Origin of the sequence: Ancylomarina euxina (assembly GCF_003863355.1) — a bacterium.
Classification (GTDB): Bacteria; Bacteroidota; Bacteroidia; order Bacteroidales; family Marinifilaceae; genus Ancylomarina; species Ancylomarina euxinus.
Genome location: NZ_QQWG01000005.1, coordinates 36299 through 49558 on the forward strand (window position 1 = coordinate 36299; position 13260 = coordinate 49558).

Below are 13260 nucleotides of genomic sequence, written 5' to 3' on the forward strand. Positions count from 1 at the left end.
TCAATGAGTATCGACGAGACTAATGGTTTGGAAACTCCTGAAGAAAAAGATGGACACAATGAAGAGAAGGGTTCTGAAGCCTTACGAAAAGTGACCTATCTTTCGGGGATGTATGAGAATTGGTTTTTAGATTATGCCTCATACGTAATTCTTGAACGTGCCGTACCTTATGTGAACGATGGTCTAAAACCCGTACAACGTAGGATTCTGCATTCCATGAAAAAACTCGATGATGGCAGATACAATAAGGTTGCTAATATTATCGGTAATACCATGCAGTATCATCCCCATGGTGATGCTTCAATTGGTGATGCTTTGGTGCAATTGGGACAGAAGGATTTGTTGATTGATATGCAAGGAAACTGGGGGAATATTCTTACCGGAGATTCTGCTGCTGCTCCTCGTTATATAGAAGCTCGTTTATCGAAGTTTGCTTTAGAGGTTCTTTTTAATGCCAAAACAACTAATTGGAAACAATCTTACGATGGAAGAAATAAGGAGCCGATAACTTTACCTGTCAAGTTTCCACTACTTTTGGCACAGGGTGTCGAAGGTATTGCTGTAGGTTTGGCTTCTAAAATATTGCCACACAACTTTAATGAATTGATAGCGGCTTGTATCGCATACTTGAAAGACGAAGAGTTTGAGATTTATCCCGACTTCCCAACTGCAGGTATGGTTGATGTGAGTCGATATAACGATGGACTGCGTGGTGGCGCTGTGAAGGTGAGAGCACGTATTGAGAAAGTTGATAATAAAACCCTTAAGATAGTTGAAATCCCATTTGGTAAAACAACATCGACTTTGATCGAATCGATTATTAAAGCCAATGATAAAGGGAAGATTAAGATTAAGAAAATTGATGATAATACAGCTGCTGATGTAGAAATTTTGATTCATTTGGCCAGTGGTATTTCTTCAGATAAAACCATAGATGCTTTATATGCTTTTACAGATTGTGAGTATTCTATTTCTCCGAATGCCTGTGTTGTTGAAGATGATGTGCCAAAATTTATTGGTGTTCAAGAGATTCTAAAACGCTCAGCTGATAAAACCGTTGATCTTTTAAAATTAGAGCTTGAAATCCGTAAAGCAGAGCTTGAAGAGGCCTGGCATTATGCATCACTCGAACGTATTTTCATTGAGAATAGAATTTATAGGGATATTGAAGAGTGTGAGACCTGGGAATCAGTAATCGAAACCATTGATATTGGATTAAAGCCCCATACCAAGCATTTGATGCGTGCGGTAAATGAAGAGGACATTGTTCGATTGACTGAGATCAAGATTAAGCGTATTTCTAAGTTTGACATTAATAAAGCGACTGACTTTATTAAGTCTATCGAGGATGAGATCGAAGAAATTAAAGTTCATATCGCCAATATTATACCTTTTACTATTCGATATTTCCAATCGATTAAGAAAAAGTATGGAAAAGGAAAAGAGCGTAAGACAGAAATTAGAAGTTTCGATAGCATTGTTGCCAGTAAAGTTGTAGTTGCTAACGAAAAACTTTACGTAAATTATGCTGAAGGATTCCTGGGAACCAGCTTGAAGAAAGACGAATACTTATGCGATTGCTCAGATATTGATGATGTGATTATTTTCCGTAAGGATGGTTCATACTTCATTACTAAGGTTACCGATAAATTATTTATTGGACAAAATATAGTGCATATATCCATATTCCGTAAAAACGATAAGCGAACCATTTATAATGTGGTTTATCGTGATGGAAAAGCGGGTGTTACTTATGCAAAACGATTTAATGTTACAGGTTTAACCCGCGATAAGGAATATAATCTAACCAAGGAAACACTTGGTTCTCGAATTATATATTTTAGTTCTAACCCCAATGGTGAAGCTGAAATTATTCGCGTCCTCTTGAAACCTCAAGGCAGAATTAAAAAGTTGAATTTTGAATACAATTTTGCTGACCTCTTAATTAAGGGACGTGCATCAATGGGGAATATTTTAAGCCGTACACCTGTTCAGAAAATCACGTTGAAACAAGAAGGAATATCAACCTTAGGAGGAAGAAAAGTTTGGTTCGATCCAGATGTATTACGCTTGAATACTGAAAAGCGTGGTGACTTTATAGGCGAGTTTATAGGAGAAGATCAGATATTGGTTGTTCTTAGAAATAATACGTTCTATTTAAGTAGTTTCGATTTAAGCAATCATTACTCTGACCAGATTAGCATCATTGAGAAATTCGATATGAATAAGGTCTGGACTGCTGTTTTCTTCGATGCAGATCAAGGGTATTATTACTTGAAGCGTTTTACGATGGATGGTAATTCGAAAACACAAAGTTTTATTGGCGATAATAAGGCCAGTAAACTTGTTTGTCTATCTGATGAAGTTTACCCACAGTTTCAAATTAAATATGGAGGTTCTCAGGCCGATAGACCACTTGATATAATAGATGCAGAAGAGTTTATTACGGTGAAATCATTCAAGGCTAGAGGTAAGCGTTTAACCACTTATGATGTGGCTAAAATTAAAGAAATAGAGCCGCTAGTTCGTGAAGAACTTGAAGATGCAGAGCTTGTAGATGATACTAATGTGCCAGATGATATAGAGGTAAATATTGAAGCCTAAATTGCTTAGTGGATTAAATCAAACGACAATTATGCACATTTTTCTAATTGGTTATATGGGCTGTGGAAAATCCTACTGGGGTAGACTCTTGGCCGATTCATTGAATTACGATTTTATCGATTTGGATGAATTGATTGAGCAGAGAGAGGGGTTAAGTATTCCCGAGATTTTTGAAGCGTTTGGAGAATCTTCTTTTCGTGTTCGTGAGCAAGCAGCTCTTGATTCAGTTAAGAATTTGAAACAGTCCGCTGTAATTTCAACAGGAGGAGGAGTTCCTTGTTTTCACAATAATATGGGTAAAATGAATGTTATGGGTAAGACTCTTTTTCTGGAAGCAAGCCCATTGATATTAAAGCAAAACATTCTAAAATCTAATGGAGAACGCCCTATCGTAAAGGCTATTCCTGAAAATGAGCTTGAAGCCTATATTGCCAATCATCTTAGTGAAAGATTACCTTTTTATCAGCAGGCACAGTTAAGTGTTAATGTGAATGGTTTAAAGCTTGAGGACTTAAGACAGTTGCTTGAATAAGACTGAAATTTTAATAAATGAAAATGGCTAGTCTTTCTGACTAGCCATTTTTTTTATTAACCGTTTTTCATTTATAATCAACCATGTTCCTCTTTTTCAAGAGAAGACATGGCTGTTTAAACAAACTAATACTTACTTAAGATTCTGTAGGAGGTGCTCAACAGCTTTTTGTAGTTGTTGATCCTTACCTTCAGTTACCATTTCAAAATTATTCTCAACTCTAATATCTGGCTCAATTTGTTGATTCTCGATATAATCACCTTTCATATCTTTGATACCCACTTGAGGCATACCGAAATATAGGCTTTCATCTTGAAGAGTTTCCCACCAAACTGCAGTCATTGTACCAGGAACAGGCATACCAATAAGTTTACCAATCTTTAAATATTGGTAAGCATATGGGAAAGCACAAGCATCAGAATAGTTTCCTTCATTAATCAATACAGCTGATGGTTTTTTCCATTTAGACATAGGATCTGATCCCATTAACTGATCGCGAGGGCTAAACTTAGCATACTCTTTACCGTTCAATAAAGTGATAAGATCATCGTGTAACCAACCACCACCGTTGAAACGAGTATCAACAATAATCGCATCACGAGTACCGTATTTCCCTAGCATCTCAGAATAAACTTTACGGAAACTAGCCGAGTTCATTCCCTTTACATGAACGTATCCAATACGTCCATTAGATAACTTGTCACATTCTTTCTGACAGTTCTTAACCCAACGTTCGTATAATAAATCACCAGTGTAAGAAATCGGTTTCACAATTTCATCCCAACGCTTTTTGCTTTCTGGATTGTATAGACTCAATAATACCTGCTTACCTGATTTGTGATTCAGAAGAGGATAATGACTCTTATCTTTATTTAAGCTAACACCATCAATTTTCTCAATGATAACACCAGCTTTAATTTTAGAATCTGCTTTATGAAGAGGCCCTTTTTCAAGAACCTCAGCAATTTTAAGACCGTCACCTTTATAGTTCCAATCGAAGAAAGCACCTAGATTCGCTGTATTATCACCGTTAGGTGAGCTTGCTCGGTAACCAGATCCTGTATGAGATGCATTTAATTCACCCAATAACTCACTTAGCATTTCTGCATAGTCGTAGTTATTAGTAATATGTGGTAGAAATTGTTTGTACTCTTCTTTATAAAAATCCCAATCTACACCGTGTAGTTTTGGATCATAGAATTTCTTCTTCATCTGACGCCATACGTGTTCAAACATATAGTCACGTTCTGCAGCTTTGTCAAGATACATTTCAGCATTATAGCTGATGTTTTTACGCTTATTACTTGCAACATCAACTTTAATAATACTTTTACCAGACATTAAGAAGAGGTTTTTAGCATCTTTGTCGAATTGCATAGCACCACCACCACCTTTAAGATCTAGAATTTTTTTAGTTTCATTCTCAACCAAATCATTAACCCAAAGATCGTATCCATCTTCGAACTTGCTTAGGTAAAATAATTTCTTTCCATCAGGAGTAAGAATAGCATCTGAAAGCCTAGAAGGATTAATTGTAAGGCAAACTTGACGATCTTCTAAACCAGAGAAATCGATTTTTAAAGCTTCGTCTGTTTTCTCATCTTTTTCCTCAGATTTCTTTTTCTTATCCTTCTTACCTTTCTTTTTATTGTCTTCTTTTTTCTCAGCTTCCTCTTTTTTCTTTTTGGCTTCTTTCTCAACGGTTTCTTTTATCTCACGTTCTTCTTTCGATAATTTGAAATCGTCGAAGGCTTCTTGCGTAAAGAATTGCGCGTATACATCACTTTGAGAACCCCAACTGCCGTGACTTCTAAAGCCACGCTTGTCAGTGAACCAAATCATTGCTTTACCTTTTAAAGACCATCTTGCAGAGTTGTCGGAGTAACCACTTTCTGTAATGTTTTTTAACGTTTTATTGCCTTGAGCATCGATTAATGCGACATCAGACATGAATAAAGTATGAGGGTAAAAATTGACTAAGAACCATTTGCCATCAGGGGACCAATCGTAATACTGATCGCCATCGCTGTATGAGTAGTTCCATTTTCCTTCAAGGATCGTGCGAACCTTTTTACTTTCTAGATTTATTACTTTAAGAATAACACGCTCTTCAAGGAAAGCAACTTCTTTTCCATCGGGAGAGAATTTAGCTTGGAAGGTTTCAGGTGTCGACTCTAAAACAACTTCTTCCTTTAGTAGTGTTGAGTTTGCAAAATTTGTCTCGACTTCACGAACCACTTTAGTTTGGTAAAGGTTCCAGCTTCCATTTCTTTCAGAAGCATATAATAAAGCTTTCCCATCAGGGCTGAAACTGACACCACGCTCTTGTTCTGGCGTATTGGTAATTCTTTTAGTTGTTCCATATTCAACAGAAGTAACAAAGACTTCACCACGAACAATAAATGCAACTTCTTTTCCATCGGGAGAAACTGACATTTCACCAGCTCCACCTCTCATTTGCTTATAAACAATTGGATTTTCTTTAATATCAGCGTTGATTCTAATTTCTACCTTATTTGATTGTCCATTTGCGGCTTGAGTATAAATATCACCATTATATGAAAATGCTAAAGTATTGTTATTAGCAATCGTTATAAAACGAACAGGGTGTTTTTCAAAATGGGTAACCTGAGTTAATACCGAGGCATTATTTACAGGAGCTTTCCAAATATTCATACTTCCTGCTTTTTCAGAAAGGTAATAGACGTCTTTATTGTCTGAGCTGAATATTGGATTTAAATCTTCACCTTTAAATGAAGAGAATTTTTGATGTTTTTTGTTGTTTACATCGTAAATCCAAATGTCGCGAGTTACTGATGAGGTGTGATGTTTTCTCCACTGGTTTTCGTAACCCTTTTGATCTTGATAAAGCAATAAATTTTGATCCGAGCTGTAACTAGCATTTAATGCAGGAGAAGTCAGTATCTGATTTTCTCGACCACCATTTACTGAGATGCTATACAATTCGGGTACGCCTCCCGATGGAAACATAGCATTTTTAGGTGTATCACTAATAAGTCCTGAAAATAAGATGTATTTCCCATCAGGAGTAAAGCTACTTGGCTTTTCATTACCAGAATGATAGGTAATTCTGTTGGGGCTTCCTCCTTCAATAGAAATAGTGAAGATATCAAAGTTCCCAAAACGATCTGATGCAAATGCAATAGTCTTACCATCTGGAGACCAAACTGGTTGTGTATCGTATGCAGAATTAGATGTAATGGCAGTTGCCATGCCTCCGTTTGCGTCTACTTTGAAGATATCTCCTTGGTATTGGAAAACGATAGTTGTACCATCTGGTGAAATTGCAGGATAACGAAGCCAGGTTGGAGATTCTGCTCCTAAAAGACTTTTTGCCAGTGCAACTAAGAAAGTTGTAATGAAAAATAACTTTTTTATCATGTCTCAGTTTGTTAGTTTGAATAAAGAGTCAAAAGCAATTTATTTAAAGAAAAATAGATTGCAGATTCGATTCACTATCACATACTGTGCCATAAATTGTATCGTACACAATTATAGGCGTTAGTAGTTTTTGGGTTTTGTTTATTCTTGTTCGTCTACGAACAAGGAGTGTACGGATTCGTACTCTTTGAGGAAGCTTATTTAATATTGGACCTAATTCTTAAAAGCAAAAGTGTATTGTTAGATAAACTATTTACTTTAATAAGTAATTATTGTAAATTATAAATTATTGAATTCATTGGGATAAATCACACAGCCAGAAACGCTGCCAAGGCTCTCTTTTTTTAATTCAAGAGCCATAAAGGAGGCATCTGGAACTTCGAATGGGCAAGAGATTTGAAATCGACTTGCAGGTGTGAAATTAAATCGAGGGTAGTAATTTTCATGACCTAAAACGATGACCGATTCGTAACCTAGTTTTGCGGCTTTCTCTAAACCTTTTTTTATCAATTGAGAGCCAATTCCAAGGCCTTGAAATTCAGGAATAACAGACATTGGCGCTAAAGCCAGTGATTCAAATTCTTCAGTGTCATTTTTAATCGTGATTTTACTGAATAGAATGTGACCAATTATTTCATTTCCCATGCAAGCAACTAAGGATAAATCCTTAATAAAGCTTTTCTTCTTGCGTAGCTTTACGATTAAATTCCCCTCGGCTTCTTGTCCAAATGCCATGTCGTTTATCATTGATATGGTAGATATGTCATTTTTGTGTTCAGGGCGGATTTGAATATTCATCGTTTGATATTTAAGGTTCAGAATTGCGATAAATATACGAAAGAAGGAATAGAAAAAATATGACTTTGATTATTATATTTTAGCATTACGATTTTAAGCTTTGAGATAAGAAATTCCATTGTTGCTAGATTAATAATTTTGTTGAAAAAATAACGTGAGAGTTTAATTTGTTGATTTTCAAGGCTTGTTGGTTTGGATTATATTCTTGTTTAGACAAAAATAATAAGGTTGAAATTTGGATATTAAAAAAACATCTCTACATTTGCTCACAGTTATAAGAGAAGAAACCTCGTTTTAGAGGCCATAATTTATACAGAAGAAGTGAGAGAACAGGCTCGATGACCTTCTGACAACCGCGGTACCACAACCGAAAGGTGTCAAATCCTGACCAAGTGATTGGTGAATATAAATTAGAAACTATGAAGACAGAAAATCATTACATCCATCAGGTAGCTCCACAGGAGCTGAGTTTACATTTGCAATTTCAAAGCATATCTTCTAAGGTAATGCGAATGCAAATGATGATGCGTATGCTGTAACGCATTCTGTCTATAAAATTTCCCCTTTTTTAGATGCCGGTGCGTATAAAACAACTCCGATAAGGGAACTCAAAACCATTATTTTTTGTGATTTATTGTATCTGATTTTTATTCAGAGCAAGGGAATTGTACAATCTATTTCGAAATAGGATAGTCATCTTAGATGTATTGTACCTCAGAAAATTAATGTTTTGTGCCAAGCTGAGTCAATGGTTCCAGACTCACACTATTTTTTCAAATCCATATTAAAAACCACGGAAAGTGATATTTCCAGAGAGGAATACTCTATCCAAAAATTAAGATAGCTATGTCTGAAAATTTAAGATACGAAACATTGCAAGTGCACGCAGGTCAGGAAGTTGATGTAACTACAAATTCAAGAGCGGTACCCTTGTATCAAACAACAGCCTATACATTCAACGATTCGAAGCATGCAGCAGACCTTTTCGGTTTGAAAGCTTTCGGGAATATTTACACTCGTTTACAGAATCCTACTAACGATGTTTTTGAGAAGCGAATTGCAGCTCTTGAAGGTGGTGTTGCAGCAGTTGCGACCGGTTCAGGTCAAGCAGCACAGTTTTTAGCTTTAACCAACATCCTTGAATGTGGGGATAATTTTGTGAGTGCTGCCCAAATCTATGGAGGAACTTATAATCAGTTCAAAGTTCAGTTCAAGCGTTTAGGTATTGAGTGTCGCTTTGTAGATATTGATGCGCCAGAAACAATTGTGCCTTTGATTGATGAGAATACTAAAGCGATTTATGTGGAGGCTTTGCCTAATCCAAAATTCTCAATTCCCGATTTTGAAAAGGTTTCAGCTATTGCCAAAGAGTATGATTTGCCACTGATAGTGGATAATACACTTGGAGCAGCAGGTTACCTTTTTCGTCCGATTGATCACGGAGCCAATGTGGTTGTGCAATCTGCAACCAAGTGGATTTGTGGACATGGAACCGCTGTAGGTGGAGTGATTGTTGATGGTGGAAATTATAATTGGGGCAATGGAAAATTCCCCCAATTCTCAGAGCCATCTGAGGGCTATCATGGTTTGGTATTTTGGGATGTTTTTGGATCAGATGGACCATTCGGTAATATAGCTTTTGCAATTCGTGCTCGAGTTGAAGGTTTGAGAGATTATGGTTGCTCACAAAGTCCATTCAATTCTTTTTTACTGTTACAAGGATTAGAAACATTATCACTTCGTCTTGATCGTCATGTTGAGAATGCATATGCTTTAGCAAAATGGTTAGAGGAACAAGATTGGGTTGAAAAAGTGAATTTCCCAGGTTTACCATCGAGTCCATACTACGAGAGAGCAAAGAAATACTTCACAAAAGGAGCTGGATCCGTTCTGACTTTCAAAGTAAAAGGAGGAAAAAATATTGCTGACAAATTGGTAGATGGTGTGGAGTTACTTTCGCATGTAGCCAATTTGGGAGATGCCAAAACCTTAATCATTCATCCAAGTTCCACAACCCATGAACAGTTGAGTTTAGAGGAACAAAAAGATTCTGGAGTTGAACCAGGCCTATTAAGAATTTCAGTAGGTATCGAGCATATCGATGATATTAAAGCTGATATCCAGCAATCTGTTGAGAAGGCCATTTTAGAGATAGCTGATTAGTGACAATAATTTTAGTTCGTCTGAGTATTCCTTAAGCTCAGACTAACTGAATTATCTTTTGCCCTACTGATTAAGCGATTATCAATAATCTATTAGACAAACACAACAAACATAGAAAGCGTGAATCCAAAACATTTCAAATATAAAGACGGTTTAATCTTGGAGTCTGGATACCGACTAGAAGATATTACCATTGCTTATCATACTTATGGGGAGTATAATCCTCAGAAGAATAATGTGATATGGGTTTGCCATGCACTCACAGCCAATTCTGATGTTTTTGATTGGTGGGCAGGTTTGTTTGGCCAAGAAGATTTCTTTAATCCCAGGGAGCATTTTATTGTTTGTGCCAATATTTTGGGTTCATGCTATGGCAGCACAGGTCCTTTAAGTGAAAATCCAAATACAGGAAAACTATTTTACCATGAGTTTCCACAATTGACGGTTCGTGATTTGGTTGCAGCTCACGAATTATTACGAATAGAGTTGGGAATTGATAAAATCCACACACTGATTGGGAGTTCATTGGGTGGTATGCAAGCATTAGAATGGGCTTACAACTTGAATGAACACTTGGAACATTTGGTTTTTCTGGCCAGTAATGCACAACATTCAGCTTGGGGAATTGCCTTTAACGAATCGCAAAGAATGGCTATTTCAGTTGATTCAACTTGGAAAGAGTCGAATAAAAATGCTGGTTTGGAAGGAATGAAAACGGCAAGATCGATTGCTTTATTGAGTTATCGGAATTATCAGACCTATCAGGATACGCAAAGCGAAACAGAACCGGATAAGCAGGATGATTTTAAAGCCAGTTCTTATCAGAACTATCAAGGACTAAAATTGGCAAATCGTTTTAATGCTTATTCCTATTGGCAGTTGTCAAAAATAATGGATGGGCATAATATAGGACGAGGGCGAATTTCATCAAAAAATGCACTCAGTCAGATTGAAGTGAAGACTCTGGTTATTGGTGTAGAGTCTGATTTACTTTTTCCGATAGCAGAACAAAAGTTTATTGCTCAAAATATTCCTGGAGCTCAATACGCTGAGATTCGTTCTTTGTATGGACACGACGGATTTTTATTGGAGCAAAAACAATTAACAAAGGTTATTCAATCATTTTATAAATAGAACATTGTAATGAGTAAGAAATTAAAAATTGGTGTATTTGGTTTTGGAGTTGTGGGTTCTGGTTTGGCTCATGTTTTGAAAAACTCTAAGGGGCTCGATGCCTCAATAGTTAAGGTTTGTGTGAAAGATCCGTCTAAGGAACGCGAGTTATCTCCTGAGGTTTTGACTTTGAATCCAGATGATATTTTGAGTGATCCTGAAATTAATGTTGTTGCTGAATTGATTGATGATGCTGATGAAGCCTATCGTATTGTTAAAACAGCTCTTCAGAATGGGAAGCATGTGGTATCAGCTAACAAAAAAATGTTGGCTTACCATATAGAAGAATTGATTCAACTACAATGGGAGAACAAGGTGTCATTCCTGTACGAAGCCTCAGCTTGTGGTAGTATTCCTATTATTCGTAATCTGGAAGAATATTACGACAATGACTTATTGCAATCGGTAAGTGGTATTCTAAATGGTTCTTCAAATTATATTTTGACTAAGATTTTTAATGAGAATCTTGATTATCAAGTTGCCTTAAAGCAAGCGCAGGATTTAGGATTTGCCGAGAGTGATCCAACTTCAGATGTTGAAGGATTCGATACGCTTTATAAGCTGATTATCCTCACCGTTCATGGATTTGGACTTTTTGTTCACCCTGATCAGGTCTTTAATATTGGAATCTCAAGACTATCGGATAAGGATATTCAATTGGCTTCTCAAAAAGGATACAAAATTCGCTTGCTTGGTAAAGTGACTAAGGTGAATGGAAATCATGTGAATTTATTGGTTGCACCTAAGTTTGTGAAACCAAAAGAGCACGCTTATACCGTAGAAGATCACTATAACGGTGTTTTAATTCAAGGTAATTTCTACGACAATCAGTTTATGTATGGAAAAGGAGCAGGTTCGCATCCGACAGGATCGGCAGTTCTTTCAGATATTACCGCTTTAGCTTATAACTATAAGTACGAGTACAAGAAGTTGAAATATTATGGCGGATTGGAATATACCAATGATATGCCAGTTCAAATTTATCTCAGATACTCTAAAAAAGAAGATTTAGCTCTGTTCAATTTCACTGAGGTTACTGAGGCTTTAACAGGTAAAGATTTCAATTATGTGATTGGTAATATTAATCTATCAGATTTGATAAAGATTAAAAATCAATTGATTGATAAGGATATCTTCTTGGCTTATTTGGGTGACGAATAGTTTTTTTTGTTAATAATTATCAGATGAATAATTAGCTATGATGTGAATTCATCTGATAAGTTCAGATGGCACATTTACTTTTCTACTCATTTACATATTCACACATTATCACATTAACATGATCATATATAAGTTTGGTGGGGTATCGGTAAAAGATGCAGAGGCCATAAAAAATATCAGTAAAATAATAGGAGAGGTTAATGAACCGCTCACTGTTGTGGTTTCTGCAATTGATAATAGTACCAATTTGTTGGAAGAAATTATTGATGCACATTATTCGGAGAAGGCAAATGTGAAGCTGTTATTGGAGGATCTAAAGCAGAAACATCTGACTCTGATTCTTGATCTTTTTGATAAATTCCCAAAGAATTTACTGACTAAGATTCAGAATCTGTTTTCTGAAATGGAAGCTCGAGTTGTTAAGCCTTTTAGTCAATCCTTTAATTATGAATACGATCAGATGATTGCTTATGGTGAACTTTTGTCAACTACCATTGTGTCTGCGTATTTCAACCATATCGGGCAAAAAAATATGTGGGTTGATATCAGGACTTGTTTGGATGCAGATGATAAATATCGCGATGCTAACATTATTTGGGATAGCTCTGAGGAAAAGGCGAAGAATATATTTAAACCAGATGCCAATCATCTGTTCATCACACAAGGCTTTATTGCTTCTGATTCTAAAGGGAATGCTTGCTCTCTGGGACGTGAAGGCTCTGATTATACGGCAGCCATTTTAGCTTATTTGTTAGATGCTGAAAAGATGATTATTTGGAAAGATGTATTGGGTGTTTTAAATGCTGATCCCGATTATTTTAGCAATACAACTAAGCTCGATTTGATTCCTTATCACGAGGCGATTGAACTTTCTTATTATGGTGCGAGTGTGATCCATCCTAAAACAATCAAGCCTCTTCAGGCAAAAGAAATTCCTTTATGGGTGAAATCTTTTATCAAGCCTAAAGAAGAAGGTACTTTAATCACAAAGGGTGATTTACCTCAACCATTATTGCCTAACTTTATAGTAAAGAAGCAGCAGGTTTTGATCAGTATTAAATCTCACAACTTTTCTTTCATTGGGGAGAACGATTTATTTTTCGTATTTTCTCTAATCAATAAGTATGGTGTGAAGCTGAACTTTACGCAGAATACTGCGGTTAGTTTTGTCTTCTGTGTCAATCACTCTTTTCGATTTATAGAAGGACTTATTGATGATTTGAAACTGAAATACGATGTAGAGCGTGAAGATGGTTTGGAGTTGATAACAGTTAGACATTATTCACCTGATACGCTTGCTGAGATTACTGAAAATCATCAGATATTAATTGAGCAAAAAAATAAGAACACTGCTATATTTTTAAGTCAAGGAACTCAGGAAATCCCTCTTGAGGACTGTTGCTGTTTACAAGAAAAAAGACAATAAG

General features: G+C 36.2%; 8 protein-coding genes and 1 riboswitch. Of the genes, 6 read left to right on the plus strand and 2 right to left on the minus strand.

Features of this window, described 5'->3' with window-relative positions; all coding sequences use genetic code 11:
• The first annotated feature begins 3 nt into the window (after nucleotides 1-3).
• Both DWB61_RS06685 and DWB61_RS06690 read left to right on the plus strand, forming a co-directional pair.
• Nucleotides 4-2604, plus strand: a complete 2601-nt coding sequence (locus DWB61_RS06685; protein WP_125030129.1) for a DNA gyrase/topoisomerase IV subunit A — start codon at nucleotides 4-6, stop codon at nucleotides 2602-2604.
• Nucleotides 2605-2635: 31 nt separating this feature from the next.
• Complete coding sequence (locus tag DWB61_RS06690) at nucleotides 2636-3136, plus strand: shikimate kinase (protein WP_125030130.1); 501 nt, start codon at nucleotides 2636-2638, stop codon at nucleotides 3134-3136.
• A gap of 132 nt (nucleotides 3137-3268) precedes the next feature.
• Here DWB61_RS06690 and DWB61_RS06695 read toward each other — a convergent pair whose 3' ends face one another.
• The gene (locus DWB61_RS06695) at nucleotides 3269-6538 is read right to left on the minus strand and encodes a S41 family peptidase (protein WP_125030131.1); all 3270 of its coding nucleotides are present in this window, start codon (nucleotides 6536-6538) and stop codon (nucleotides 3269-3271) included.
• A 279-nt stretch (nucleotides 6539-6817) separates the two neighbouring features.
• Nucleotides 6818-7336, minus strand: a complete 519-nt coding sequence (locus DWB61_RS06700) for a GNAT family N-acetyltransferase (RefSeq protein WP_125030132.1) — start codon at nucleotides 7334-7336, stop codon at nucleotides 6818-6820.
• Nucleotides 7337-7641: 305 nt separating this feature from the next.
• A riboswitch (SAM riboswitch) is annotated at nucleotides 7642-7748 on the plus strand.
• A 434-nt stretch (nucleotides 7749-8182) separates the two neighbouring features.
• Between DWB61_RS06700 and DWB61_RS06705 the strand changes: the two genes are divergently transcribed.
• The 4 genes from DWB61_RS06705 (at nucleotide 8183) to DWB61_RS06720 (ending at nucleotide 13259) form a co-directional block, all read left to right on the plus strand.
• A complete protein-coding gene (locus DWB61_RS06705; RefSeq protein WP_125030133.1) occupies nucleotides 8183-9499 on the plus strand; it encodes an O-acetylhomoserine aminocarboxypropyltransferase/cysteine synthase family protein in 1317 nt (438 codons plus the stop codon).
• 120 nt (nucleotides 9500-9619) lie between these two features.
• Nucleotides 9620-10633 carry a homoserine O-acetyltransferase family protein gene (locus tag DWB61_RS06710; protein ID WP_125030134.1) on the plus strand — a complete coding sequence of 338 codons (1014 nt, stop codon included), beginning with the start codon at nucleotides 9620-9622 and terminating at the stop codon, nucleotides 10631-10633.
• A gap of 9 nt (nucleotides 10634-10642) precedes the next feature.
• A complete protein-coding gene (locus tag DWB61_RS06715; protein ID WP_125030135.1) occupies nucleotides 10643-11833 on the plus strand; it encodes a homoserine dehydrogenase in 1191 nt (396 codons plus the stop codon).
• Nucleotides 11834-11951: 118 nt separating this feature from the next.
• On the plus strand, nucleotides 11952-13259 hold the full coding sequence (locus DWB61_RS06720; RefSeq protein ID WP_125030136.1) for an aspartate kinase: 1308 nt from the start codon (nucleotides 11952-11954) through the stop codon (nucleotides 13257-13259).
• Nucleotide 13260 lies beyond the last annotated feature (1 nt).

Coding starts and splice junctions, on each gene's coding strand:
- DWB61_RS06705 (WP_125030133.1), top strand. CDS start 8,183: ATGTCTGAAAATTTAAGATACGAAACATTGCAAGTGCACGCAGGTCAG.
- DWB61_RS06720 (WP_125030136.1), top strand. CDS start 11,952: ATGATCATATATAAGTTTGGTGGGGTATCGGTAAAAGATGCAGAGGCC.
- DWB61_RS06700 (WP_125030132.1), bottom strand. CDS start 7,336: ATGAATATTCAAATCCGCCCTGAACACAAAAATGACATATCTACCATA.
- DWB61_RS06715 (WP_125030135.1), top strand. CDS start 10,643: ATGAGTAAGAAATTAAAAATTGGTGTATTTGGTTTTGGAGTTGTGGGT.
- DWB61_RS06685 (WP_125030129.1), top strand. CDS start 4: ATGAGTATCGACGAGACTAATGGTTTGGAAACTCCTGAAGAAAAAGAT.
- DWB61_RS06690 (WP_125030130.1), top strand. CDS start 2,636: ATGCACATTTTTCTAATTGGTTATATGGGCTGTGGAAAATCCTACTGG.
- DWB61_RS06695 (WP_125030131.1), bottom strand. CDS start 6,538: ATGATAAAAAAGTTATTTTTCATTACAACTTTCTTAGTTGCACTGGCA.